Origin of the sequence: Bradyrhizobium sp. SZCCHNS2022 (assembly GCF_032377575.1) — a bacterium.
In the GTDB taxonomy this organism is placed as follows: domain Bacteria; phylum Pseudomonadota; class Alphaproteobacteria; order Rhizobiales; family Xanthobacteraceae; genus Bradyrhizobium; species Bradyrhizobium aeschynomenes.
Genome location: NZ_JAUHHZ010000001.1, coordinates 3,426,194 through 3,451,803, shown reverse-complemented (window position 1 = coordinate 3,451,803; position 25,610 = coordinate 3,426,194). Strand labels below are relative to the sequence as shown.

Sequence of the window (25,610 nt, the reverse complement as noted above, 5' to 3'; positions counted from 1 at the left end):
CGAAAGCGGGGCATCCAGTACTCCGCGGCAGAAGAGATTGACCGAGGTGTCACGGCGTACTGGATCGTCCGCTTTCGCGGACGATGACAGCGAGAGTTAAATGACCAACGTGCCAGGACTCCGGAAACCGTCTTCTAGATCGGCTTGAAGGTGCCGTCGCTCTGAATCACGGTCAGCGAGACCGGCGGCGGGTTCTCCTTGCGCGCATTGCCAAAGCTGACGACCAGGCCGCCGATGTCGAACTGGCCGACCTCGTTGATGATCCGCAGCAGCTCGGCCCGCGTCGGGTTGGGCCCGGTCATCGCCAGAGCGCGCGCCACCAGGCGGCCGGTGATGTAGCCCTCGAGGCCGATGAAGTCGGGTGTCTGGCTCGGATCCAGCGTCTTCATGGCCGCCTGATAGTCGGCGACGATGCGGCGATCCGTGTCCCACGGGAACGGCACCACCTCGGAGACGATGACGCCGCGCCCTTCCGAGCCGAGCTCCTTGGCGAGCGCATTGCCGCCGACGAAGGACACCGCCGAGAAGGTCGGACTGAAGCCCGAGCGATGCGCCATCTTGATGAACTCGGCGCACGGGCCGTAGGTGCCGACCAGGATGACGGCCTCCGGCTCGGCGCGGCGGATCACCTTCAGCGCCGCGCCGACTGCGCGCGTGTTGCGCTCGAACGTGCCCTCGGCGGCGAGCTCCAGCCCGCGCCGGTCGAGATGGGTCTTGACCCCGGCCAGCACGTCGCGGCCGAACGCGTCGTCCTGATAGAAGATGGCGATGCGGGTGAGACGCAGCTCCTCGGTGAGATGCTTGATCGAGGCTTCCGCCTCGGCCGCGTAGCTCGCGCGGATGTTGACGATGTTCTGGAATTCCGGCGCGCGCAGGAATTCGGCGCCGGACACCGGCCCGATGAAGGGCACGTCGTTCGAGGCTGCGATCGGCGCGGTGGCCATCGCGGTCGGGGTGCCGACGGCGCCGATCAGCGCGAACACCTTGTCCTCGTAGATCAGCTTGATGGTCTCGACCACGGAGCGGTCGGGGTCGTAGCCGTCGTTTCGGCTCGCCAGCTTGAGCCGGCGGCCATAGACGCCGCCCTTGGCATTGAGCTCGCTGAACGCGGCCAGCAGACCCTGCCGCGCCGCCTGGCCCAACGCTGCCGACGGCCCTTCCAGGGCTGCGACCTGGCCGAACAGGATCGAGTCGTTGGTCACGCCGAGCTCGTCGGCGCGGGCAGACCCGACCGGGAGCATGCCCGCAACCAGGATGAGAACGATGGAGTTCCGGAAACTTGAGAACCAGTTCATTGCGATCTTCGATTCACGCGTACGCCTGACGAGAACTCAGCCTACACGCGTTGAATGAAGACCTCGCTAAAGACGTATCTCGCGCTTGATCGCGTTTTGGGTGGCCCCGAAAAGCCAGTCGTTAACCAAGCCTCGGTTTCCGGTACTCCACGACTGATCATCTTTGACCGTCCTTAACTTAGCCAGCCGAGCATCGGCGCTCGTGTCGTGAGGGGCAGCCGTTTGGCGGGGGCCATATTGCAGGTTGAAGAGTACAGCGCACCGACGCTGCAGGAACATGATGGTGCTCGCATCGGTGGCGGGCGCGAGAGACTGCGCGCGTCGCTATCGCGATACCGCCTCTATCGTCCTGCGATCATCGCCGCATGCGTCGGCGTGGTGCTGTCGATTGCCGGAACGGTCGCGGTCGGCCGCTGGGAGAACCGGCTGGCGCGGACCGATTTCGAAGGCATTGCCGAAGCGCAGGCGATCCTGGTCCAGAACGGCGTCAACGAATATGTCAGTCGGCTGACGGCGCTGCGAACCCGCTTCGAATCCGCCAACGACGACATCACGCGGAGTGAATACCAGACGTTCAGCGCGCGCCTGTTCGAGGCGCATCGCGGCATGCTGCGTCTGGCCTGGCTGCCGCGGATCAAGCGCAAGGAGCGCGGCGAGTACGAAGCGGCCGCGATCACCGACGGCGTTCCCGCCTTCCGCATCAAGTCCTATCCGGACGGCACGGTGGCGCCGGAGAGCGACGAGTACTATCCGGTCTATTTCTCGACCGAGGCAAAGACCTCGCCGGTCTACGGCCTCGATTACTGGAGCATCCCCGATCATCGCGCCGTGCTGGAGCAGTCGCGCGATTACGACATGATCGGCGCGCTGCGGACCCGCCAGAACCTGATCAATCAGAACGAGCGCAACAACGCCGTGATGATCGGCATCCCCGTCTATGCCAAGGGCACGTCGCGCACCACCGTCGCCGACCGCCGCCGCAATCTCTCCGGCTTCATCGTCGGCGTTTTCGACCTGCCGATGCTGCTGCAGTCGGTGCGTGCGAACAATCCGAACAGCCCGGCGCTGCAGATCAACCTGCTGCCGCCGGAGCGCGTGATCAATGCTTCCGGCGTCGATCCGCAGCGCTGGCCCGCCGACCCCAACATCTGGTCGACCACCTTGCGCATCGGCGATGCCGACTGGGTGTTCCAGGCCGCGCCCGCCGGCGGCGGCCTGATGGCGACGCATAATCGCGCGCTGGCGCTGTACGCCGCGGGCATCGCGACGACGATCTTCCTCGCCGTCTATCTCGCTCTGTCGAGCCGCAACGCGCTGCAGCTCGCGCTCGCCAACCGCCGCGTGCTGGAGCTGGCGCAGACCGATGCGCTGACCGGACTCGCGAACCGCGCCTTCTTCCTCGAGGAGATGGAGCGCATCAACGACGACAAGAACGGCCGCTTCACCGTCTTCCTGCTCGACCTCGACCGCTTCAAGAATGTCAACGACTCGCTCGGCCATGGCGCCGGCGACGAGCTGCTGGTGCAGGTCGCGCAGCGGCTGCGCTCGCAGTTGCGCGACGAGGATGTGCTGGCGCGGCTCGGCGGCGACGAGTTCGCCCTGATCCAGGCCGGCTCCAGCGATCAGCGCGCCGCCGCGATCGAGCTGGCGCAGCGCATCACCAAGCTGATCGCCGAGCCGTTCCAGATCGGCGGCCAGCGCGTCGAGATCGGCACCAGCATCGGCATCTCGCTCGCGCCCCAGCACGGCCGTGACCAGGAGCATCTGCTCAAGAAGGCCGACCTTGCGCTCTACCGTTCGAAATCTGCCGGCCGCAGCTGCTACACGATGTATGACGATGCGATGTCGGCCGAGCTCGAGGCGCGCAACACGCTGGAAGGCGACCTCCGCGACGCCATCGCGCAGTGCCAGTTCGAGGTCCACTACCAGCCGTTCTACGATGCCGAGACGCGCGAGCGCCGCGGCGTCGAGGCGCTGGTGCGCTGGCGTCATCCGGTCAAGGGGCTGGTGCCGCCCGACAAGTTCATCCCACTTGCGGAATCGACCGGCCTGATCGTGCCGCTCGGCGAGTGGATCATCGGGCGCGTGTGTGACGATGCGACGGCGTGGCCCGACGACGTCAAGGTCGCGGTCAATCTGTCGCCCGTGCAGTTCAAGCAGTCGGAGCTGTTCGACGTCATTCAGTCGGCGCTCGCGAGGTCCGGCCTCGATCCGAAGCGGCTCGAGATCGAGATCACCGAGTCGGTGCTGCTGGAGCGTGCGGCAGAGAACGAGAGCTTCATCGACCGGCTCAAGGGCCTTGGAATCTCGCTGGCGCTGGACGATTTCGGCACCGGCTACTCGTCGCTGCGCTCGTTGACCGCGTTCCCGTTCAACAAGATCAAGATCGACAAGTCCTTCGTCGCCAATCTGAGCGTGCGCGACGAAAGCGCCGCCGTGATCTCGTCGGTAGTGACGCTGGCGCGCGGGCTCGGGATTCAGATCACGGCCGAAGGCGTCGAGACCGAGGAGCAACTGGCGCAGCTGCGCGCGCTCGGAGTCAACTTCGCGCAGGGCTACCTGCTGGGCCGGCCGATGCCGGTCGGGCAGCTGGAGCAGCATCTGGAGATCACGCGGGCGTCGGACGAGACCGATGAGCCGGTGCCGGACGCCGAAGGCCCGCAGGAGGCCGATGCGCGCTCGGCCGCGGTGGTCGCGCTCATTCCCCGGTCCGGGGCGCTGCTATCCCTCGCATCCAACGGCTGAGCGGCGAGGCGACGTCCGCCTCGGCGTCGGCCGACAGCTGCGGCAGGCCGAGCATCGCCGCCTCGCGCGCGGCGCTCGGCGTGATGCCATAGGCCGCCTTGAACAGCCGCGTGAAGTGCGCATCCGTGCCGAGCTGCCAGCGCCGCGCCACCTCGCTGACGCGCAAGCCGCGCGATCCGCTTCCCGCGAGATCGAAGAAGGCGCGGTGCAGGCGGCGGCTGCGGATGTAGTCGGCGATGCCGCCGATCGGCGCGAACAGCCGATACAGCGATGCCCGTGACAGGCCGAAATGCAGCGCGACGGCGTCGGCGCTGAGCTCGGGGCTGGACAGCTGCGATTCGATGTATTGCCGGATGCGGAGCAGCGAGGCATCCGCCGTCACGCTGCGATCGGCATCGCGGCGTTCGAGCTCGCCGCGCAGGTACGCCGAGATCAGCGAGATCGTCCCGTCGACGACGGCCTGGCACTCATCGAAGCTCATCCGCGGTGCGCAATCGAGCAGTGCGCCGAAATGCCGCGCCAGCAGCGGCGCCAAGGCCCCGCCGCGCGGCAGCACCAGCCCGTGCAGATCATCGACCTGTAGCAGGCGTGAATCGAACATCGGCCGCGGCACGACCATGGTGACGTTCTCGAACGCCGTCGCACGCGTCTCGAGTGTCTGGGCCAGGTCGAGCACGCAGAGATCGCCGGCTTCGACCCGGATCGGGCGCTGGCCGGCAACGCCCTCATAGCCGCCGCTTACATAGAGCTGCAGGATGATGTGATCGACGCCGCTGCGCGCGATGGTCTCGGCCGATCGCCGGAAGCGCTGGCCGCTGGCCCGGGCCGATCCGAGCAGGACGGAGCCGAGCGCATAGGACAGGACGTCCGCCCGGAAGGGGGCGGCTTCGCCGGCGGCGAGATCATCGACGTCGAAGAACGTCGAGGTGGCCTCGCGCCAGGCGACGATGTTGGTTTCGGTGTCCATCTGCTCGGCGGAGAAGCCGTAACTCGGCAGCAGGGACGAAACGGCGTTCATCTCACTCTTCACACGACGTCGCAGACTGTCTTGAGCTTTCGTCTCAACTTCTTGATCGATCGTATCCGGCCGCTCGCTCGCATTGACCTCCCGCACCCCGCACCGGTTATAGGAGGCCTATCGCCAAGTTGCCCAGAAGGAAAGCCGGGCCGTTCGATGGTCCCCCCGATTGCCCCTCGCGATCGAAAGGCCCGGTTTTCCGAACTGCCGAAGCACTTGGCCGGACGAAAATCGGCCGGAGAGGGGACCGCCCGCTCACCGTCTTTCATGACGAAACCATGCTTGTGCCATTTTCAAAGACCTCGGCGCTCGTCGGCAACGACGGGCGCCTTTGTCTATCGGCGAGGTCCGAAGGTCTCGCGACGATCCTTGCGGGAGCTGCCTGCCGTCAGGTAGCGCCGAAGGCCTTGAAGGTGATGATGGTGTGGGTGTCCTGGATGCCCGGCAGCACCTGGACCTTCTCGTTCACGAAGTGGCCGATGTCGGTGGCGTTGTCGACGTAGAACTTCACCAGCAGATCGTAATTGCCAGCCGTGGAATAGATTTCGGACGCGATCTCGGCCTCTGCCAGCGCATTGGCGACCGTGTAGGACTGGCCGAGCTTGCACTTGATCTGGACGAAGAAGGGAACCATTGCGGACGGTCTCCAGAGGACGTTCCAAGCCTCAATATAGCGTTTTCGGACGAAGTCGAGACGCATTTCAGGGGACCCGGCCTGCTTGCCGGGCGTGTCGACGCCGCGCTAGGAAAGGCCATGAGCACCCCTGTCGCACTCACCATCGCCGGCTCGGACTCCTCGGGGGGAGCCGGCATTCAGGCCGACCTGAAGACCTTCGCGGCGCTGTCCGTCTATGGCGCCTCGGTGCTGACGGCGCTGACCGCCCAGAACACCACGGGCGTGACCGGGGTGCACCTGGTGCCGCCCGATTTCGTCGCGGCGCAGATCGACGCCGTCTTCGCCGATCTTACCGTCGGCGCGGTCAAGATCGGCATGGTGGCTCAGGCGCCAATCGCCGGGGCCATCAGCGACAGCCTGGGGCGCTGGCGGCCCGCTCACATCGTGCTCGATCCGGTGATGGTGGCGACCTCCGGGGCGCGGCTGTTGCCGGAGGACGCGATCGAGGCGCTGCGCAGCCGGCTGATCCCGCAGGCCTCGCTGATCACGCCGAACCTGCCGGAAGCGGCCGCGCTGCTCGGCGAGCCGGTCGCCGATACGGACGAGGCCATCGCCGCGCAGGGGCGCCGGCTGCTGGCGCTCGGCTGTCCGGCCGTGCTGATCAAGGGCGGTCATGGGCAGGGGGCCGAGAGCACCGATTACCTGATCACCTCAGGGACCAGCATCGCGCTGTCAGCGCCGCGCGTCGCCACCAGGAATACGCACGGCACCGGCTGCTCGCTGTCGTCGGCGGTGGCTGCGGGGCTTGCGAAGGGCGAGGAGCTGGAGACTGCCGTGCGCAACGCCAAGGCCTTCATTTCCGGCGCGATCGCTGCCGCCGACCGCTTCACGGTCGGTCACGGTCACGGCCCGGTGCATCATCTGCATCGGTTCTATTGACGCGGTGGTTCATGCATCCGGTCCGGCCGCGCAAGCTTTTCCACTCAGGAGGACCTCGATGATGCGGCATGCCCCGATCCTGATGATGCTGGCCATGGTCGGAGTGCTCTCCACTCCGGTCCGGGCGGAGCGGGCCTATTCGGCGGAGGAAGAACGCAACAAGCAGACCGTGCTCGACTTCTATGAGCAGGGCCTCAACCGCAAGGACTTCGCCGCGGCCTCGAAATATCTCGGCACCTACATCCAGCACAATCCGAGCGCCGAGGACGGTCCGGAAGGATTCCGCAAGTTCATCGAATTCCTGAAGGCCAAGTATCCGCAATCCCGCAGCGAGATCACGAAGGTTCTGGTCGACGGCGACTTCGTCATCCTGCGTGTGCATGCGATCCGCGAGCCGGGCACCCGCGGCAGCGCGATCGTCGATATCTTCCGTCTGAAGGACGGCAAGATCGAGGAGCACTGGGATTCCGTGCAGCCGATCCCCGAGCAGTCGGCCAACACCAACGGCATGTTCTGACCCGCAAGCCGAGCAGATCCGCCGCTCACTTCTGCTGAGCGGCCTCGATCTCGCGTCGATGCCCGTTCATCACGCGCGATCGATATTCGCCCGGGGACTCGCCGAACCAGCGGTTGGAGGCGCGGAAGAACGTGCTCTGGTCGGCATAGCCGAGCAGATAGCCGATGTCGGTGAGCGTCATGCGGGAATCGGCGAGGTGACGCTGCGCCAGCTCGCGCCTGACATCCTCGACGAGGTCGCTGAAGGAAATGCCTTCGTCGGCGAGCCGGCGCTGGAAGGTGCGATCGCTCAAGCCGAGCTCGGCCGCGATTGCCGAGCGCAGCGGGCTGCCGTCGGGCAGCAGCTTGGCGATCGCCGTGCGTGCCCGATGGGCGGTGTCGGTCTTGACGAGACGCTCCAGCGCCTCGTCGGCGATGCGATCATGGATCGCGGCGAGCTCGGGCGCCGACGTGGTCAGCTTGCACGCGAGATCCTGCTCCGCGATGAGAAAGCCGTTGAACGGCGCGTCGAATTCGAGCGGCGACTGGAACGCCTTGTTGTAGGACGCGATCGACAGCGGCACAGCGTGCGAGAAGCGCGTCGAGAGCGGCGTCAGCCGCCGGTCCAGCATCCAGCGGCACAGATTGAGCAGATTGACCACGCCGTAATCATAGCGCTGGCGCGGGATCGGACATTCGCCACCATAGACGTCGGTGCGTACCCAGCGGCCCCCATCGCCGGGTTCGAGCGTGATGGTCACCGCGTCGCTGACAAGACACATGTAGCGGATGAGACGGGTCAGTCCGGCGAGAAGCGTGGCGCTCGACATCATGGCGTAGCCCGCGACGCCGTAATTGTCAGGCCGCGGCGCATCGAGCTTCGCAAGGCCAATGTCCGGATTGCCCGAGCGCTCGGCCGCCAGCACCCATAGTCGGCTCAGCGCCTCGGTCGGCCAGCGGCGATCGCAGTCATCGAGTTCCTCAATCGCAAGTCCGACCTCGGCAAACAGCGCGGCCGCATCGAGGCCTTGCTCGTTCAGCGTGGTCGCGACTCCGCGCATCCAGGACGACGACGTGGTTCGGATCTGCTGAGCCATCCCCTTGGCCTTCTGGAGCCAGTGCTTTGGCGTCCTCGGATCATTGTGCAGGTGCACATGAGACTGCATAGCATCTGGGATCGGCGATCGCGATACGTATTTCGTCGTGGCGACCGCGTCCCCCCCAGGCCCAGGAGACAATCATGCCCGTCCTGAAAACCAACGATGGCACAGAGATTTACTACAAGGACTGGGGCTCCGGTCAGCCGATCGTGTTCAGCCATGGCTGGCCGCTGTCGTCGGATGATTGGGATGCGCAGATGATGTTCTTCCTCAATCATGGCTTCCGCGTCATCGCCCATGACCGCCGCGGTCATGGCCGCTCGGCGCAGGTCCCTGATGGTCATGACATGGACCACTATGCCGACGATCTCGCGGCGCTGACCGCGCATCTCGACCTGAAGAACGCCGTGCATGTCGGCCATTCCACCGGCGGCGGCGAGGTCGTGCATTATCTGGCGCGCCACGGCGAGAGCCGCGCGGCCAAGGCTGCGATCATCGCCGCGGTGCCGCCGCTGATGGTGCAGACGGCGGCCAATCCGGGCGGCCTGCCGAAATCGGTGTTCGACGACTTCCAGACCCAGACCGCAACCCGTCGCGCGGAGTTCTACCGCGAGGTCGCGGCCGGACCGTTCTATGGCTTCAACAAGCCCGGCGCGAAGCCGTCCGAGGCCGTGATCCAGAACTGGTGGCGGCAGGGCATGATGGGCAGCGCCAAGGCGCACTACGACGGCGTCGTCGCGTTCTCGCAGACCGACTTCACCGAGGACCTCAAGAAGATCACCTTGCCGGTGCTGGTGATGCACAGCGAGGACGATCAGATCGTCCCCTATGCGGATTCCGCGCCGCTGTCGGCCAAACTGCTCAAGAACGGCACGCTCAAGACCTACAAGGGTTTTCCGCACGGCATGCCGACCACCGAGGCCGCGACCATCAACGCCGACCTGCTGGCCTTCATCAAGGGCTGATCAGAGGAGGCTGGCATGACTTGGGGAATCCCGACGACTCTGTTTCTTCAGATCCACGTGGTGCTGAGCCTGATCGGAATCGCGACCGGGCTCGTCATGCTCGCCGGCATGCTGACAGGCCGCCATCTGGCGGTCTGGGCGGCGCTGTTCCTGGTCACGACCTTTCTCACGGGCGTGACCGGGTTTCCGCTGCCGCCATTCGGTCTCGACCCGCCGCGGATCATCGGCATCATCCTGCTGGCGCTGCTGACCGCGGCCGCTGCCGCGCTCTACGTGTTCGCGCTGTCGGGGTGGTGGCGACGGGTCTATGTCGTCGCTGCGCTGCTCTCGCTCTATCTCAACGTCTTCGTTGCGGTCGTGCAGTCGTTCCAGAAGATCGGTGTGCTCAACGCGCTCGCGCCGACGCAGAGCGAACTCCCGTTCGCCGTTGCTCAGCTCGTCACGCTCGCTCTGTTCATCGCTCTCGGAATTTTCTCGTGGCGGCGTTTCACGCCGGGCGCGGCTGCGCCGCGCGCGTCGCTCGTCTGACTCATCTCGTTTCCAAGGAGACCCTCATGTCCAAGCTCGAAATGCTCACCCCGCAGAACTGCGCGGTGGCGCTGATCGACTACCAGCCGGCGATGTATCAGGGCGTGCAGTCGCACGACCGCCTCGGCGTCTTCAACAACATCCAGATCGTCGCCAAGGCGGCCAAGCTGTTCAAGCTGCCGACGGTGCTCACCACGGTCGCCAAGGATTCGTTCTCCGGTCCCTTCATGCCGGAGGTCACCGAGCTGTTTCCCAATCACGATATCGTCGACCGCACGGCGATGAACTCCTGGCTCGATGCCGGCTTCCGCAAACAGGTTGCCGCGACCGGACGCAAGAAGTTCATCATCGCGGGACTGTGGACCGAGGCCTGCGTGCTCTTCCCGACGCTCGACATGCTGCGCGAGGGCTATGAGATCTACATTCCGGCCGATGCCTGCGGCGATCTGTCGCTGGAGGCGCACAACCGGGCGATGGATCGCGCGGTGCAGGCCGGCGCCGTGCCGATCACCTCGTGCCAGTTCGCCTTCGAACTGCAGCAGGACTGGGCGCGCGCCGAGACCTATGACGGCATGATGGAGATCCTGAAGGCGCATTCGCCCTACGGCATCCAGATCCGCTTCTCGAAATGGGCACTCGGCGAGCACGCCTCCGAGGGCGGCGCGAAGTAGCGCTGAGGCATCCCATGAAGATCTATCTGTTCTCGCTCGGGGCAGGGCTGCTGGTCGGCGTCATCTACAGCCTGCTTCAGGTCCGCTCGCCGGCACCGCCGCTGGTGGCGCTGGTCGGCCTGCTCGGCATCCTCGTCGGAGAGCAGGTGATCCCCGTGGGCAGGCAGCTCCTGGACGGCAGCAGCATTGCTGCCGCCTGGCAGAAGGCGGCCTGCGCCACGCATATCTTCGGCCTGCTGCCCGGCCATCACGGCCGGGCGGAGACCACCAATAACGCTGCGCCAGACGAGAAGGCCTCATGAGCGATCATCCCGACCTCATCCTGCATCGCGGCCTGTTCACGACGCTCGACCGCTCCAATCCGCAGGTGAATGCGGTGGCGATCAAGGACGGCGTGTTCACGGCCGTCGGCCATGAGCCGGACGTGATGAAGCTCGCCGGCCCGAAGACCAAGCTGATCGACCTCAAGGGCCGGCGCGTGCTGCCGGGCCTGATCGACAATCACCTCCACATCATCCGCGGCGGGCTCAACTTCAACATGGAGCTACGCTGGGACGGCGTGCGCTCGCTGGCTGATGCGATGGCGATGCTGAAGGCGCAGGTCGCGATCACGCCGCCGCCGCAATGGGTGCGCGTGGTCGGCGGCTTCACCGAGCACCAGTTCGCCGAGAAGCGGCTACCGACCATCGACGAACTCAATGCGGTGGCGCCGGATACGCCGGTGTTCCTGCTCCACCTCTACGACCGCGCCCTCCTGAACGGGGCTGCCTTGCGCGCCGTCGGCTACGACAAGGACACGCCGCAGCCGCCGGGCGGCGAGATCGTGCGCGATGCCCAGGGCAATCCGACCGGCCTGCTGCTCGCCAGGCCGAATGCCGCCATTCTCTATGCGACGCTCGCCAAAGGCCCAAAACTGCCGTTCGACTATCAGCTCAACTCGACGCGCCACTTCATGCGCGAGCTGAACCGGCTCGGCGTCACCGGCGCGATCGATGCCGGCGGCGGCTTCCAGAACTATCCCGACGACTATGCCGTGATCCAGAAGCTGTCCGATGACGGCCAGCTCACGATCCGGCTCGCCTACAATCTGTTCACGCAGAAACCGAAAGGCGAGAAGGACGATTTTCTGCGCTGGACGCAGAGCTCGTCCTACAAGCAGGGCAACGACTATTTCCGGCACAACGGCGCCGGCGAGATGCTGGTGTTCTCCGCCGCCGACTTCGAGGATTTTCGCGTGCCGCGGCCGGACATGCCGGCCGAGATGGAGGGCGAGCTCGAGGAGGTCGTGCGCATCCTCGTGCAGAACAAATGGCCGTGGCGGCTGCACGCGACCTATGACGAGACCATCTCGCGCGTGCTCGACGTGTTCGAGACCGTCAACCAGGACACGCCGCTCGACGGCATCAACTGGTTCTTCGACCATGCCGAGACCATCTCGGACCAGTCGATCGACCGCATTGCCGCGCTCGGCGGCGGCATCGCCGTGCAGCACCGCATGGCCTATCAGGGCGAGTACTTCGTCGAGCGCTATGGCTTTGGCGCAGCCGAGGCGACGCCGCCGGTGAAGAAGATCCTGGACAAGGGCGTCAAGGTCTCGGCCGGTACCGATGCGACGCGCGTCGCGTCCTACAATCCCTGGGTCTCGCTGTCGTGGCTGGTGACCGGCCGCACCGTTGGCGGCCTGCGGCTTTACCCGCAGCGCAACTGCCTCGACCGCGAGACGGCGTTACGGATGTGGACCGAGAACGTCACCTGGTTCTCCAATGAAGAGGGCAAGAAGGGCCGCATCGAGGTCGGCCAGTTCGCCGACCTGGTCGTGCCGGATCGGGACTTCTTCGCCTGCGCCGAGTCCGAGATCGCCGACATCACCAGCGATCTCACCATGGTCGGCGGCCGCATGGTCTACGCGGCGTCGGACTTCAAGACGCTCGACGACGCCGCGCCGCCGCCTGCGATGCCAGACTGGTCGCCGGTGCGCCGCTTCGGCGGCTACGGCGCGTGGCTCGCGAAAGATGAGACCGGCGCGGTGCGTGCCCAGGCGATGCAGATGTGCGGCTGCGCCAATAGCTGCGGCCTGCACGGCCACGACCATGCACGCTCATGGTCGAGCCAATTGCCGGTCGCTGATCTCAAGAGCTTCTGGGGCGCGCTCGGCTGCGCCTGCTGGGCGGTGTAATGGCCGCAATGTCCGATACGCCGCGGCCGATCGCCGGGGTGCTCGATTGGCCGTGGCTGTGGCCGGCGGCCCGGCTCGCGCTGGTCTCGGCCTATCTGATCGGCGGCGTCCAGAAGCTCGCGGATTTCCCGGGCGCGATCGCCGAGCAGGCCCATTTCGGCCTGCAGCCGGCGGCGCTGTGGGCGGTCGCGGCGATCGGCGTCGAGCTGATCGGCTCGCTGCTCGTCGTCATCAACCGGTTCGTCTGGCTCGGCGCCGGTGCGCTCGGCGTGCTCACCTTTGTCGCCATGCTGACCGCAAACGACTTCTGGCACATGCAAGGCCATGACCGCTTCATGGCGCTCAACGCCTTCTTCGAGCATCTCGGGCTGATCGCCGGTCTCGTGCTCGTCTCCGTCATGTCCTGGCGCGCGCGCCGCGCCTGATCCGCTTCTTCCTGTCTGAGGTTGTCATGTCCCGTCATCTGCTCGGCGCACTCGTCGCCACCTCGCTGCTCGCCGTTCCCGCGCTCGCCAAGGACACCGCGCCGCTCGTCGGCGTCGGTGCGCAATACGACACGACGCATGTCTACGTCGCGCCCGACGACGTCGAGAAGTTCGTGACGAGCTTCCTCGCGACCTTCGGCGGCCAGAGCACCAAGCAGGTCGTCGCGACGGTGACGCCGACGCCGAGCAGCACGACCTCGCAACTGCTGCAGACGCCGGTCGGCACGGTGTCGCTGTTCGGCTTCAAGACTCCGATCCCATATCCGTTCGGCGCCGAGCGCACCGGCTATCTCGTCACCGACATGGACGCCGCCATCAAGGCGGCCAAAGCCGCCGGCGCCGACGTCGTGGTCTCGCCGTTCCCCGATCCGATCGGCCGCGATGCCGTGATCCAGTGGCCGGGCGGCGTCAACATGCAGCTCTACTGGCACACGACCAAGCCGTCCTATGCGGCGTTCGAGACGGTTCCGGAGAACCGCGTCTATGTCTCGGCCGATCGCGCCGAAGCCTTCACGCGCGCCTTCCTGCGCTTTGCGAAAGGCAAGCTCGTCTCCGACGAGGCCAAGGCGCCCGGCGTCGAGATCGGCCGTCCCAACGATCACTACCGGCGTATCCGCATCGAGTCGGTGTTCGGCCGCATGACCGTGCTCGTCACCGACGGCCATCTGCCATATCCGTTCGGCCGCGAGATGACCGGCTATGAGGTCGCCGATCTCAAGGCGACGCTCGACAAGGCCACGGCGTCGGGCGCGACCGTGCTGGTCGAGCCATTTACGGCGGACAAGCGCGAGCAGGCGCTGGTGCAGTTTCCCGGCGGCTATGTCGCGGAGATCCACGCGCTGGTAAAGTAACTCGATGGGGACACGCGTGCGGATGGGTAAGGCACTGACGAGGACGGCGGCCGCTGTTGCGATGATCGCAGCGTCGTGCGGCCTCGCCGCCGCCGAGGACGCCCGTCCCGCCATTCGCACCAATCGCTGGCAGGAGGACTGGTCCGTTCTTGCCAGTCCGGCGCTGCGCACGCAGCCATTCGATCCGATCAAGTACATTCCGCTGCAGGCCGGCGTGCCGCAGAGCTACGTCTCGTTCGGCATGACCTTGCGCGAGCGGTTCGAGAGCCTGGACGCGGCGAGCTTCGGCATCGGCGGCGCCAAGCCCGATTCCCATGTCCTGCAACGGCTGCAGATCCACGTCGACGCGCATTTCGACGAGCACTGGCAGGCCTTCGTCCAGCTCGAGGACGCGAGAGCCTTCGGCAAGGCCAACATCACCTCGGTCGACCAGAACCCGCTCGATCTCCGGCTGGCCTTCCTCGCCTACGTCAACGCGACGGAGCAGGGCACGTTCAAGGCCCGTGTCGGCCGGCAGGATTTCGACTTCGACCTGCAGCGCTTCGTCTCCTCGCGCGACGGGCCGAACGTGCGCCAGTCCTTCGATGCGCTGTGGGGCGATTGGGAGAGCGGTCCCTGGCGCTTCATCGGCTTCGTCAGCCAGCCGGTGCAGTACAATCTGGTGCGGCCGTTCGACGATACGTCCAACGGCAAGTTCCTGTTCCATACCTTTCGCGTCGAACGCCAGGTGCTTGGCACAAACGAGCTGTCCGCGTACTACTCCTACTACCAGCGCGACAATGCGCGCTTTCTCGACGCCGCGGGCCTCGAGCAGCGCCACGTGCTCGACCTCCGCTTCGCCGGCAAGCTCGCCGGTTTCGATTGGGATCTCGAAGCCATGGGGCAGGCGGGCTCGGTGGGCGCCAAGCAGATCCGCGCCTGGGGTGCCGGCGCCCGCGCCGGCTACACCTTCGCCGACATCGCCTGGCAGCCGCGGATCGGCCTCCAGCTCGACGGCGCCTCCGGCGACCGCCATCGCGGCGACGGCCGGATCGAGACCTTCAATCCGCTGTTTCCGAACGGCTACTACTTCTCGCTCGCCGGCTTCACCGGCTACACCAACCTGATTCACCTCAAGCCGTCGCTGACCGTGAAGCCCACCGCGGCGCTGTCGTTCATGGCCGCGATCGGCCTGCAATGGCGCGCGACGATTGCGGACGCGATCTACGTCCAGCCCAATGTCGCGGTGGCCGGCACCGCCGGGCAGGGCAGTCTCTGGTCCGGCGCCTATGCGCAGCTGCGCGCCGACTATCGCTTCGATGCCAACCTCACCGGTGCGATCGAGGCCGTGCATTACGACATCGGCGACACGCTGCGCCGCGCCGGTGGGCACGATTCGAATTACATCGGCGTCGAGCTGAAATACGCGCTCTGATCAACGAAGGCAGGCAACCCATGGCGACCACGGACTCGCGTATCGTCCCGCTGCTGCTCAGCGTCAATGCCGGCTATGTCGACACCGCCGGCTTTCTCGCGCTGCAGGGCCTGTTCACCGCGCATGTCACCGGCAACTTCGTGACCTTCGGCGCGGCGCTGGCGCTTGGAACGTCCGGCACCATCGCAAAACTGCTGGCGCTGCCTGTGTTCTGCGTCGTCGTGATCGCGACGCGGCTGACCGGCACGCTGCTGTCGCGCAGATGGTCGCGCGCGTTCGAGATCCTGATCGCCGTCAAGCTGGTGCTGCTCGTCCTCGGGGCCGCGCTCGCCATCCATTTCGGCCCGTTCCACAACGGCGACAGCCACGAGGCGATCCTTACCGGCATGGTGCTGGTGGCGGCGATGGCGATCCAGAACGCCGTGCATCGGATCCATCTGCCGACCTCGCCGCCCTCCACCCTGATGACCGGTACCACCACGCAGGTGATGATCGACATCGCCGACAGGATCTATGTCGGCGACAAGGGCCAAGCACCGCCGCCCGCGCGGTTGGTGCAGATGGCGGTCAACGTCGCGGCCTTCGCGCTCGGCTGCGGCGCGGCCGCGCTGCTGTTCGTCAGGCTCGGCAGCTGGTGCTTCGTGATCCCGCCTGTTGTCGCTGCGCTGACGCTCGTCGCGCGCATGGCTGGTCCGCCGCCGGCGCGCTGAACTCCAGATCGTCATCGCGTCGAGCCGATCCGATCGTGCCTACGATTGGATGACGGAAATTTTAGGGTCCGCTCACGAAAAGTTATCGATCCCGAAGCGGCCCTCCGGGCTTGCCTGTTGAGATCCGTTCTATATTTTAGAACGGAACAGTTTCGTTCTTTTCGGAGCGCCGCAATGGCCGTCCAGTCGTCCACCACCGAGTCCACGCCGCCCTCCAAGCCTTCCGATACGGCCGTCCCGGCGCGCGAGCGCGCGTTGAAGCAATGGCGCGGCGATGCCGTCAAGGAGCTCCGCCGCGAGGCCGATCGAGAAACGCATCAGCCGGATGAGACTGCTCCCGCCCCGGAGGGGCAGAGCGAGCAAGGCGACAAGCCGCGCCGTGGCATGCTGCGGCGGCACCCGGTGGGCGCCGCGCTTGGTCTCGTCGTGCTGCTGGCGGCCGCTTCCGGCGGCTACATCTATTACGACGCGGCGGGCCATTTCGAGAGCACCGACGACGCCTTCATCGCGGCCCGCCAGTTCTCGATCGCGCCGAAGGTCTCCGGCTACATCACCGCGATTCCCGTCACCGACAACCAGCACGTCAAAGCCGGCGACGTGATCGCGCGCATCGACGACCGCGACTACAGAACGGCGCTGGCGCAGGCCGAGGCGCAGGTGCGGTCGGCGGAGGCGGCGATCCACAATATCGACGCCCAGATCGCGGTTCAGCAGGCGCAGATCACCGCGGGCCAGGCCCAGGTCGACCAGTCGCAGGCCGGGCTGACCTTTGCCGAGCAGCAGGCCAAGCGCTATCAGGACCTCGCCCGCACCGGCTCCGGCACCGTGCAGAGTGAGCAGCAATACACCTCGCAGCTTCAGCAGGCGAAGGCCGGGCTGACCTCGGCGCAGGCCAACCTGCAGGTCGCGCAGCGGCAGCTGGAATCGCTGAAGGCCCAGCGCGAGAGCGCCGATGCCAATCTCGCCCAAGCGCAGGCCCAGCGCGACCAGGCGCAGCTCAATCTGTCCTACACGACGGTGACCGCGGCGCAGCCCGGCCGCATCGTCAATCTCAGCGCCGCCGATGGGCAGTTCGCAGCCCAAGGCACGGCGCTGTCGATGTTCGTGCCCGACGAGGTCTGGGTCACCGCCAATTTCAAGGAAACTCAGCTCGACCAGATGCGCCCCGGCCAGCCGGTGACACTGGAGATCGATGCCTATCCGGAGCGCGAGATCCGCGGTCATGTCGCCAGCGTGCAGTCCGGCTCGGGCCCGGCGTTCTCGCTGCTGCCGCCGCAGAACGCGACCGGCAACTACGTCAAGATCGTGCAGCGCGTCCCCGTAAGGATCGACATGGACGATCCGCCGACCGACGTCGCGCTCGGCCCGGGCATGTCGGTGGTGCCGACCGTGCGGGTCGATCCCAAGCCGTCGCTCTATGAGCGGTTGAAGGCCGTGCTGTAAGAGGTTCGCCATGAGTGAGGCTGCTGCTCTCTCCGCGCCGCGCGCCGGCAGTCCGTGGATCATCGCGGTGCTGGTCGCGCTCGCGACCTTCATGGAGGTGCTCGACACCACCATCGCCAACGTCGCGCTGCCCTATATCGCGGGCGGCATGGGCGTCAGCCAGGACGAATCCTCCTGGGTGGTGACGACCTATCTCGTCTCCAACGCCATCATCCTGACGGCGTCGAGCTATCTCGCCAAGAGGCTGGGCCGCAAGACCTTCTTCATCATGTGCCTCGGCCTGTTCACCCTGAGCTCGGTGCTGTGCGGCTTCGCCTGGAATCTGCAGGTGCTGCTGCTGTTCCGTATCCTGCAGGGCCTCGGCGGCGGCGGCATGGTGCCTGTGGCGCAATCGATCCTCGCCGACTCCTTCCCGCCGGAGAAGCGCGGCCAGGCGTTCGCGCTGTTCGGCGTCGCCGTTGTCGTCGCGCCGGTGGTCGGCCCGACGCTCGGCGGCTATCTCTCGGACAATGCCTCCTGGCACTGGTGCTTCCTGATCAACGGCCCGGTCGGCGTCGCCGCGATGGTGCTGATCGGACTGATCCTCAAGGAGCCGCAGGAGGTCACCGAGGAGCGGCGCAAGCAGGCGCATGGCTTCGACGTCGTCGGCTTCATCCTGGTCGCGACCTTCCTCGGCGCGCTCGAGCTGATGCTCGACCGCGGCCTGGAGGATGACTGGTTCGACTCCCGCTTCATCGTGATCACCGCCGCGGTCTGCGTCACCGCCTTCATCGCCATGATCCCATGGGAGATGAACCAGAAGAACCCGACGGTCGACGTGCGCATGCTGGCGTCGCGCCAGTTCGGCGCCTGCTTCCTGGTGATGCTCGCGACCGGCGCCATCCTGCTCGGCACCACGCAGATGCTGCCGCAGATGGTGCAGCAGGATTTCGGCTATACCGCCACCTGGGCCGGCCTCGTGCTGTCGCCGGGTGGCCTGGTCACCATGGCCATGATGTTCGCGGTCGGGCGGCTCTCGGGCAAGGTGCAGCCGAAATACATGATCATGACCGGTGCGGCCGTCGTGGCGTTCGCGATGTATGACCTCACCCGGGTCTACGCCAATGTCGACTTCTGGTTCTTCGCGGAGTCCCGCATGCTGATCGGCATCGGCCTGCCGCTGATCTTCCTCTCGATCACGACCGCGTCCTACAACGGCATTCCCCCTGAAAGGACCGACCAGGCTTCGGCGCTGATCAACGCCGCGCGCAACACCGGCGGCTCGATCGGCGTCTCGCTCGCCGCCAACATCCTGGCGCATCGCGGGCAGTTCCACCAGAACCGCCTCATCGAGAACACCATCCCGTCGAACCCGGCCTATCAGGACACGCTGAACCAGGTGACCAACTACTTCGCCGCCCATGGCAGCTCGATGGTGCTGGCGAAGCAGCAGGCGCTGGCCTGGATCGGCCAGACCGTGCAGATGCAGTCCTCGCTGCTGGCCTATGTGGATGTGTATTGGGCCTTGATGCTGATCTCGCTGTCGGCCATCCCGCTGGCGCTGACCTTGCGCAAGGTGAAGCTCGGCGGCGGCCCGGCAATGGCGCATTGAGGGGGAGTTGGTGTCTCCGCTGTCATTCCGGGGCATTCGCGCGCAAAATGGCGAAGCCATTTTGAAGCAGCGCGAATGAGCCCGGAATCCATACCCACGGGCCGCCATGTTGGGCGAGAGCTGCAGTGCGTAGACCGGTGGTACGCCATTGATGGTCGTGGTTATGGATTCCGGGCTCGCGCTGCGCGCGCCCCGGAATGACGGAGGAGAAAGCGAGTGAGATCGCTGCAGGGCGAGCGAGCGGACTTAAATCGCCTCGTCCGCGATCCCGTTCCGCAGCAGTCCGATACGGTCGATCTCCACTTCCACCACATCCCCCGGCTTCATCCACAGCGGCGGTGTGCGGCGGGAGCCGACGCCGCCGGGGGTGCCGGTGGCGATGACGTCGCCGGGCTCGAGCCGGGTGAAGGAGGAGCAATATTCGATCTGGCGCGGGATATCGAAGATCATCTGGCTGATCGTCGCCTCCTGCACCACCTCGCCGTTCAGCCGCGTCTGCAGCTTCAGCGGGCCGAGATCGTCGATCTCGTCAGCCGTCACCAGCCACGGGCCGAACGCGCCGGTGTCGGGGAAATTCTTGCCCGGGGTGAACTGATGCGTATGGCGCTGGAAGTCGCGCACGCTGCCCTCGTTGTAGCAGGCATAACCGGCAATGTGCTGGAACGCCTCCCTGCGCGGGATATAGCGGCCGGGCTTGCCGATGATCACGGCGAGCTCGCCCTCGAAATCGAGATCTGTCGAAACGCGCGGGCGGATGATATTCGCAAGATGCCCGGTCTGGCTGTTGGCGAAGCGGCCGAACACCGTGGGATTCTCGACCTCGGAGCGGCCGGTCTCCTTGCGGTGGGTCTCGTAGTTCAGGCCGATGCAGAGGATCTTGTCGGGGTTGGGGATGACAGGCAGGAAGGTGATGGCCGGGAGCGAATGCCGCTTGGCGCTGCTGGTCGCGGCAGCGACCTCCTTCAGCGCATCGGCGGCAATCACCGACTTCAAATCGGGAAAGCGGTCTCGCAGGACAGCGCCGAGATCGGCGACCTCATCGCCTTCGACCAGTCCCCAGGACTTGACATTGTTGATTTCAAAACTCGCGAATTTCATGGGATGTCCTCTGGTCAGGTCGAGACCGCCGCGACGGCGGAGGGGGAGGTTGGTTCCTGCGCCGTCCGCGCGAAGCGCGCGATGGTGCGCTCCGGGAAGATCAGGGCGAAGGCGGAGAGGGCGCCGACGATGAGCACGCCGGCGGTGAAGGTCATGGCATGGGCATAGCCCAGCGGCGCGTTGCTGCCGGCCTCCCCGACGATCCAGCCGGTGAGTGCGTTCGAGACCAGCGCCGAGGCGGCGTTGCCCGAGTAGATCACGACGATCAGGCGGCCGCGCTGCACGGCCGGCGCGATGGCGCCGAGCGCGACCGGCCCGAAGATCGTCGTGAGGCTTGGCGCGGCGAAGGCGATCGCGACGCAGGCGAGCTGCAGCGGGCCCGTCGTGACGATGCTGAGCAGCAGTGCGCAGCCGGCAGCGAGCAGCGCGAGGCCCGAGGCGTGGCCGAGGCAGGCGCGCAGGCTGAAGCCCTTGCGCTGCAGAACTTGCGTCAGCCAGGAGCCGCCGAGCAGCAGCGGCGACTGGAACAGGTAGATGGCCGAGATGATCCAGCCGACATCGACCTGCTTGTAGCCGAGCCCGAGCTGCAGATAGGGCGGCAGCCAGGTCGCAGACATGCCGACGATCCAGTACGACGCGGTCGACATGATGATGACGCCGATCACCGTGGCATCGCCCCACAGCACGCGCGCGGGCAGCGCCTTGTCCTTGGCCACGACAGCTTCCGGCGCATGTGCGGCCGAGTAGGGGCCTTCGCCGCCGATGAAGAACCAGCCGAGCATCCAGGCCAGCCCGAGCAGGCCGCAGAACAGGAATCCGGTGCGCCAGCCGTAGTTGACGATGACATAGGTCAGGATCGGGCCGCCGGCGAGCAGGCCGACGCTGATGCCCTGCAGCACCACCGCGCTCGGCACGCTGCGTCTGTCCTGCGGAAACCAGTTGTAGCAGGCATGCAGAGCGGTCGGCAGGCCCGGCCCTTCGCCGGCGCCGAGGATGATGCGGCAGATCACCAGCACCGCGATCGAGCCGGAAAAGAAGATCGGGATCTGCGTCGCCGACCAGACGCCGGCCATGATCAAGAGCAGCCATTTCACCGGAAAGCGGCCGACCACGAACATGCCGACGGCCATGCCTGACAGCGAGAACAGCAGGAAGAAGCTGCTGCCGATCAGGCCGAAATCCTTCGGGCTGAGTCCCAGCTCCTTCATCATCGGCACGGCCGAGAGGCCGAACACCAGCTTGTCGAAGAAATTCAGCGTCTGGAACAGGAACAGCATGATGAGGACGGCGATCGCGCGTCCTCCCGCTGATCCGCTCGCGGTCTCGGTCGTTGTCGTCATGGCGCTTCCCCTTTGATGTTTTTGTTTTGATTAGTTCAGTCGTTCGTGCAGCTCGGTCAGCAGCGCCGCGAGCTCCGGCGTGTCCGCGGCGACGCCGTAGACGTAGTGATCGGGCCGCACCAGTGCGGCGCTGCAGCCATGGCGCTCGAACCATCGCGCGACCACGCCGCTCTCTTCGGTCAGGCCGCTGCCACCGATGGTGATCACATGGATGTGGGCGTCCGCCTGCGCGCTTGGTGCGCGCCGTCCGTCGAGGACCAGCCGCCATCCGGTTCCAGCGACCGCATCGAGCAGGACACGTTCCCCATCTCGCAGAATCCAGGGCTGTGGAAACAGCGTGCCGTTGGCGGCGTTCGCCTTCGTCGCCAGCAGGCCCGTGGTCAGCGGCGGCACGATCTCCTGCCGGGTGATGGTGCGCGGCGCGCCGCCGCCCTCGGCGAGGATGCGCGCGTCACGGGCTGCGGCAGCCACGGGGTCCTGCTCGCAGATCACGCGGCCGATCGCCTTGATGCGGGTGGTGAGCTCGCGGACATGGGTGCTGCGCTCGACCTCGTAGCTATCGAGCAGCGCCGGCCCCGATTGACCGCGCAGCACGCGAACGAGCTTCCAACTGAGGTTGGCAGCATCGCGCAGGCCCTGGCACATGCCCTGGCCGATGAAGGGCGGCTGCTGATGCGCGGCATCGCCGGCCAGCAGCACGCGGCCGTCGCGCCAGCGGCCGGCGACCAGCGCATGGAAGCGGTAGCTCGCCGCGCGCCACAGCTGGCCATCCTCAGGCGAGAGCCAGGGTGAGAGCAGTTGCCAGACCTGCCCGGGCTGCTCCATCGCATGTCGGTCTTCGCCCGGGCGCAGCATGATCTCGAAGCGACGGTGGTTGCCGGGGCCGATGATGTAGGTGGTCGGCCGCGCCGGATCGCAGAATTGGGCCGCGGTCGCCGGCAGTCTGCTCATACCGCTGTCGTTGACCAGCAGGTCGACGACCAGCCAGGGCTCGTCGAAGTCGAGATCCTCGAAGCCGATGCCGAGCGTCTGGCGGACGGTGCTGGAGGCGCCGTCGCAGGCGATGACGTAGTCGGCCGTGACCTCGCGCGTGCTGCCGTCCTCGCGCTTCAAAACGACGGTCGCGGCGTTCGCATCCTGACGGATGTCGACCAGGGTCGTGCCGAGCTCGACCGTGACGGAGGGGCAGTCGGCGACGCGGTCGCGCATCACCTGCTCGACCGGCGGCTGGGTGAACACCATGCTCGGCGTGTAGCCGAGCGGGTAGGGCGGGCCTACCATGTCGATGCGGCGGATCAGTTGTCCTTGTGCGCCGAAATGCTCCGAGGCCGGAAACGGCGCGACGTAGCGGCTGACTTGCTCGGCGATGCCGAGATTGTCGAATAGCCGCATGATCTCGTGATCGAGCGCGATCGCGCGCGGCTTGTCGTAGATCTCGCGGGCACGGTCGATCGCAAGCGCGCTGACGCCCTCGCGGCCGAGCAGGCTTGCCGCAAAGGCGCCAGTCGGCCCGAAGCCGATAATGACGACCTGATGATGTTCTGTGTTCGACGTGGCGGACATGGCGCGCGAATCTCGGCGTTGGAAGAAGGTCAGGCGGCGAAGCCGACCGCGAGCTGCGCGGCCTTGACGTGCTCGGCCTTGGGCGGCGCGATGCCCCATTGATCGGTGCGGCCGGGCGGCCAGACCCAATGCTCGGGACCGCGCACGACGTAGTCGTCGTCGACCTGCAGCACCTCGGCGGTGTATTCGATGACGATGCCCTGGGGATCGAGGAAATAGGCGAACACGTTGTCGCCGGGGCCGTGGCGGCCGACGCCCCAGGCGATCGGATAGCCGGCATCGATCATGCGGCCCGATCCGCGCATCACGCCTTCCCAGGTCGGCATCAGGAAAGCGACGTGGTTGAGGCCGTTCACCTTGGCGCTCGCGATGACGACGGCATGATGGTCGGAATTGCAGCGCACGAAGGCCATCGCCGCCGAGCGATCCGTGAGCTTGAAGCCAAGCGCGTGTTCGTAGAAGGCGGCGGTACGGTCAACATCGGTGCTGTTGAGATTGACGTGAGCGAGGCGCTCCGGAAGCTCCGGTCGTGATGGCCTGGCCTCGTGCGTGACGTCGCCATGCACGAAGCGCAGCGTGCAGCCCTCGGGGCTGCGCAGGCTCATGATCACGCCGCCATCGGGCGCCGGGTTCGACGCGGCGGCCGCGATCAAGGTCGCGCCCTGCTGAAGGGCGTTGCGCGCGATGGTGTCGAAATCAGTGGCTTCGGCGACACGGAAGGTCACGGCCTTCAGCTCGGTGCGATCGCTCCGGTGCAGCGCGACGACGTGATGGTCGCGTCCTGTGGCGCGCAGGTAGATGACGCCGTCCGCGGTGGCGACCCGCTCCAGCCCCCAGACGTCGCGATAGAACGCCTCGGACCGGCCAAGATCGGGCGTGCCGAGGTCGACGCTGCGTAGAGCCGTGACCGGAAATCGGGTCATGGACGAGTCCTCCGGCGCGCCCCCTGAGAGGAGCGCGCGATGTTTCTTGTCATGGCCGGCGATCCGGCGAAGTTCTTTTATTACATAAAAAATCGAAATCAATCAGAATTTATAAATTTTATGTTTCAGGGTGAAGCTCTATACAAGAGCGGCGATTCCGAGGGGAGATCGAACGTGGACGCGGTGATCGAGGTCGAGGGGCAGGGCCCGTCGACCCAGGCAAGCCATGTGTATGACCGGCTGCGGGAGGACCTGCTGTCCGGGCGGCTCGCGCCATCGCGCAAGCTGCAGATGCGCTTCCTGACCGAGACCTATCAGACCGGGCAGACGCCGCTGCGCGAGGCGCTGAACCGTCTCACGGCCGACGGCCTGGTCGAGGTGCGCGAGCAGCGCGGCTTCTACGTCAAGGACATCAGCCGCGCCGAGCTCGCCGAGCTGACCAAGACGCGCTGCTGGGTCGAGGCGCTGGCGCTGCGCGAGTCGATGGCGGCGGCGACGCCGCAATGGGAGGAGCAACTGGTGCTGGCGCAGCATCGCCTGAGCCGCGCGCCGCGCTCGCTGAGCGCGACGACGTTCGAGGACAATCCGGAGTGGGAGAAGCTGCACCGGATCTATCACCGGGTCCTGATCTCGAACTGCGGCTCGCAATCGCTGATCGGGTTCTGTGGTCAGCTCGCCGACCAGCTTTATCGCTATCGCAGGCTGTCCATCCGCAAGGCGTTTCCCTCGCGCCCGGTGGGCGACGAGCATGCGGAGATCGTCGCGGCCGTGCTCGATGCGGACACGGAGCGCGCGATCGCCTTGCTGACCGCACACTATCAGCGCACGGCCGACGTGATCCTGCAGGACGAGACGATCTTTCCGGAGCTGAAGGCAAAAAGCGCCGGGAAATAGCGCCATTTTGCGCGCGAATGCCCGGGAATGACGGCAGGCGATATCAGGTGCCGTTCGTGCAGGCCGAGGCCGGCTGCCAACAGCGCCGCGCTCTCACGTCGTCGCCGACAGGAAAAAGGCGACCCTTCCTTCGACGCAAGCCTGAAGCTCCTTCTTCAGCGCACGGATGTCCTCGCCGAGCAGCGCCCGCATCAGCATGGAGAACACCACCAGATCGATGAAGATCCTGGCCGTGTCCTCGATCCGCTCCGCCGCAAAGGCGCCCTTGCCGGCGAGGCCTTCTGCCCGCGCCAGCTCGCCGAGAACGTGACCGACATTGAGGGTGGCGCGCTGGCGCGCCGAGGCCTGGATTTCCAGCGTAAGGTCCGGGAAGCGGGGGTTCTCGGCAATGGCGGTGCGCATCAGGCCGATGGTCTCGTCCTCGAAGGCGCGCTCGATCAGCGTCACGCCGAGGTTCACGAGCCTGGACCGGAAGCTGCGTCCTTGCGGAACGAGGTTCTCATACTGCGTATTGCGCGCCGCCTGGCGGCCGATCACCGCCGCGAACAGCGCCGCCTTGCTGGGAAAGCGTGCATAGATCGTCGGCTTGCCGGCGCGCGCCGTCTGCGCGATCTCGTCGACGCTGGCGCCCTCGAAGCCGTTGGCGAGGAACACCGTCTTGGCGGCGTCCAGGATGCGCTCCTCGACCTCGCCGGCACGTTCGAGCGAGGGGCGCCCGACCTTGCCGCGCGCCGTCCTGGAAGCAGCCAT

At 66.3% G+C, this 25,610-nt stretch carries 24 protein-coding genes; 15 read left to right on the top strand and 9 right to left on the bottom strand.

The window, feature by feature from the left end; translation table 11 throughout:
- Positions 1 to 134: 134 nt before the first annotated feature.
- Positions 135 to 1,295 carry an ABC transporter substrate-binding protein gene (locus QXZ94_RS15380; RefSeq protein WP_315721111.1) on the bottom strand — a complete coding sequence of 387 codons (1,161 nt, stop codon included), beginning with the start codon at positions 1,293 to 1,295 and terminating at the stop codon, positions 135 to 137.
- A gap of 237 nt (positions 1,296 to 1,532) precedes the next feature.
- Here QXZ94_RS15380 and QXZ94_RS15375 point away from each other — a divergent pair, with 237 nt between their 5' ends.
- Positions 1,533 to 4,040: an EAL domain-containing protein gene (locus tag QXZ94_RS15375; RefSeq protein ID WP_315721110.1), complete on the top strand. Its 2,508-nt coding sequence runs from the start codon at positions 1,533 to 1,535 to the stop codon at positions 4,038 to 4,040.
- Here the strand turns inward: QXZ94_RS15375 and QXZ94_RS15370 are convergent.
- Positions 3,994 to 5,058, bottom strand: a complete 1,065-nt coding sequence (locus QXZ94_RS15370) for a helix-turn-helix domain-containing protein (protein WP_315721109.1) — start codon at positions 5,056 to 5,058, stop codon at positions 3,994 to 3,996. The genes QXZ94_RS15375 and QXZ94_RS15370 overlap by 47 nt on opposite strands.
- Before the next feature lie 388 nt (positions 5,059 to 5,446).
- Entirely contained in the window at positions 5,447 to 5,692 is a 246-nt protein-coding gene (locus QXZ94_RS15365) for an Lrp/AsnC ligand binding domain-containing protein (RefSeq protein WP_172112765.1), read from the bottom strand.
- 120 nt (positions 5,693 to 5,812) lie between these two features.
- Here QXZ94_RS15365 and thiD point away from each other — a divergent pair, with 120 nt between their 5' ends.
- Together thiD and QXZ94_RS15355 are read left to right on the top strand one after the other, a co-directional pair.
- Positions 5,813 to 6,613, top strand: a complete 801-nt coding sequence (gene thiD / locus QXZ94_RS15360) for a bifunctional hydroxymethylpyrimidine kinase/phosphomethylpyrimidine kinase (RefSeq protein WP_315721108.1) — start codon at positions 5,813 to 5,815, stop codon at positions 6,611 to 6,613.
- Positions 6,614 to 6,671: 58 nt separating this feature from the next.
- Positions 6,672 to 7,130: an ester cyclase gene (locus QXZ94_RS15355; RefSeq protein WP_409998489.1), complete on the top strand. Its 459-nt coding sequence runs from the start codon at positions 6,672 to 6,674 to the stop codon at positions 7,128 to 7,130.
- A 25-nt stretch (positions 7,131 to 7,155) separates the two neighbouring features.
- On the opposite strand, the gene QXZ94_RS15350 is transcribed toward QXZ94_RS15355, so the two are convergent.
- A complete protein-coding gene (locus QXZ94_RS15350) occupies positions 7,156 to 8,205 on the bottom strand; it encodes an AraC family transcriptional regulator (RefSeq protein WP_315721107.1) in 1,050 nt (349 codons plus the stop codon).
- 143 nt (positions 8,206 to 8,348) lie between these two features.
- On the opposite strand from QXZ94_RS15350, the gene QXZ94_RS15345 reads away from it, so the two are divergent.
- The 11 genes from QXZ94_RS15345 to QXZ94_RS15295 all read left to right on the top strand — a co-directional run bounded on the left by QXZ94_RS15345 (position 8,349) and on the right by QXZ94_RS15295 (position 19,042).
- A complete protein-coding gene (locus tag QXZ94_RS15345; RefSeq protein ID WP_315721106.1) occupies positions 8,349 to 9,173 on the top strand; it encodes an alpha/beta hydrolase in 825 nt (274 codons plus the stop codon).
- A 15-nt stretch (positions 9,174 to 9,188) separates the two neighbouring features.
- Entirely contained in the window at positions 9,189 to 9,701 is a 513-nt protein-coding gene (locus QXZ94_RS15340; protein WP_315721105.1) for a hypothetical protein, read from the top strand.
- A gap of 26 nt (positions 9,702 to 9,727) precedes the next feature.
- Positions 9,728 to 10,372, top strand: coding sequence for a hydrolase (locus QXZ94_RS15335; protein ID WP_315721104.1), 645 nt, complete (start codon positions 9,728 to 9,730; stop codon positions 10,370 to 10,372).
- Between the two features lie 14 nt (positions 10,373 to 10,386).
- The gene (locus tag QXZ94_RS15330; RefSeq protein ID WP_315721103.1) at positions 10,387 to 10,674 is read left to right on the top strand and encodes a XapX domain-containing protein; all 288 of its coding nucleotides are present in this window, start codon (positions 10,387 to 10,389) and stop codon (positions 10,672 to 10,674) included.
- A complete protein-coding gene (locus QXZ94_RS15325) occupies positions 10,671 to 12,548 on the top strand; it encodes an amidohydrolase (protein ID WP_315721102.1) in 1,878 nt (625 codons plus the stop codon). Before QXZ94_RS15330 ends, QXZ94_RS15325 begins: the two co-directional genes overlap by 4 nt.
- Positions 12,548 to 12,973 carry a DoxX family protein gene (locus tag QXZ94_RS15320; protein ID WP_315721101.1) on the top strand — a complete coding sequence of 142 codons (426 nt, stop codon included), beginning with the start codon at positions 12,548 to 12,550 and terminating at the stop codon, positions 12,971 to 12,973. The genes QXZ94_RS15325 and QXZ94_RS15320 overlap by 1 nt, the downstream gene beginning before the upstream one ends.
- A 26-nt stretch (positions 12,974 to 12,999) precedes the next feature.
- On the top strand, positions 13,000 to 13,884 hold the full coding sequence (locus tag QXZ94_RS15315) for a glyoxalase (RefSeq protein WP_315721100.1): 885 nt from the start codon (positions 13,000 to 13,002) through the stop codon (positions 13,882 to 13,884).
- Between the two features lie 4 nt (positions 13,885 to 13,888).
- Entirely contained in the window at positions 13,889 to 15,298 is a 1,410-nt protein-coding gene (locus tag QXZ94_RS15310; protein WP_315721099.1) for an alginate export family protein, read from the top strand.
- Between the two features lie 20 nt (positions 15,299 to 15,318).
- Positions 15,319 to 16,008, top strand: a complete 690-nt coding sequence (locus tag QXZ94_RS15305; RefSeq protein ID WP_315721098.1) for a YoaK family protein — start codon at positions 15,319 to 15,321, stop codon at positions 16,006 to 16,008.
- Positions 16,009 to 16,182: 174 nt separating this feature from the next.
- Complete coding sequence (locus QXZ94_RS15300) at positions 16,183 to 17,451, top strand: HlyD family secretion protein (RefSeq protein WP_315721097.1); 1,269 nt, start codon at positions 16,183 to 16,185, stop codon at positions 17,449 to 17,451.
- A 10-nt stretch (positions 17,452 to 17,461) separates the two neighbouring features.
- On the top strand, positions 17,462 to 19,042 hold the full coding sequence (locus QXZ94_RS15295) for a DHA2 family efflux MFS transporter permease subunit (RefSeq protein ID WP_315721096.1): 1,581 nt from the start codon (positions 17,462 to 17,464) through the stop codon (positions 19,040 to 19,042).
- A gap of 246 nt (positions 19,043 to 19,288) precedes the next feature.
- Here the strand turns inward: QXZ94_RS15295 and QXZ94_RS15290 are convergent, their stop codons facing one another.
- From QXZ94_RS15290 to QXZ94_RS15275, 4 genes are read right to left on the bottom strand one after another with little or no spacing between them, the layout of a single operon-like run.
- Entirely contained in the window at positions 19,289 to 20,140 is an 852-nt protein-coding gene (locus QXZ94_RS15290) for a fumarylacetoacetate hydrolase family protein (RefSeq protein WP_315721095.1), read from the bottom strand.
- A gap of 14 nt (positions 20,141 to 20,154) precedes the next feature.
- The gene (locus QXZ94_RS15285; protein WP_315721094.1) at positions 20,155 to 21,480 is read right to left on the bottom strand and encodes an MFS transporter; all 1,326 of its coding nucleotides are present in this window, start codon (positions 21,478 to 21,480) and stop codon (positions 20,155 to 20,157) included.
- A gap of 30 nt (positions 21,481 to 21,510) precedes the next feature.
- Positions 21,511 to 23,043 carry a bifunctional 3-(3-hydroxy-phenyl)propionate/3-hydroxycinnamic acid hydroxylase gene (locus QXZ94_RS15280; RefSeq protein ID WP_315721093.1) on the bottom strand — a complete coding sequence of 511 codons (1,533 nt, stop codon included), beginning with the start codon at positions 23,041 to 23,043 and terminating at the stop codon, positions 21,511 to 21,513.
- A gap of 29 nt (positions 23,044 to 23,072) precedes the next feature.
- Positions 23,073 to 23,966 (bottom strand): VOC family protein, encoded by an 894-nt coding sequence (locus QXZ94_RS15275; RefSeq protein ID WP_315721092.1) that lies wholly within the window; start codon positions 23,964 to 23,966, stop codon positions 23,073 to 23,075.
- A 174-nt stretch (positions 23,967 to 24,140) separates the two neighbouring features.
- Between QXZ94_RS15275 and QXZ94_RS15270 the strand changes: the two genes are divergently transcribed.
- Entirely contained in the window at positions 24,141 to 24,860 is a 720-nt protein-coding gene (locus tag QXZ94_RS15270; RefSeq protein WP_315726288.1) for a GntR family transcriptional regulator, read from the top strand.
- A 93-nt stretch (positions 24,861 to 24,953) separates the two neighbouring features.
- Here QXZ94_RS15270 and QXZ94_RS15265 read toward each other — a convergent pair whose 3' ends face one another.
- A complete protein-coding gene (locus QXZ94_RS15265) occupies positions 24,954 to 25,610 on the bottom strand; it encodes a TetR/AcrR family transcriptional regulator (RefSeq protein WP_172112784.1) in 657 nt (218 codons plus the stop codon).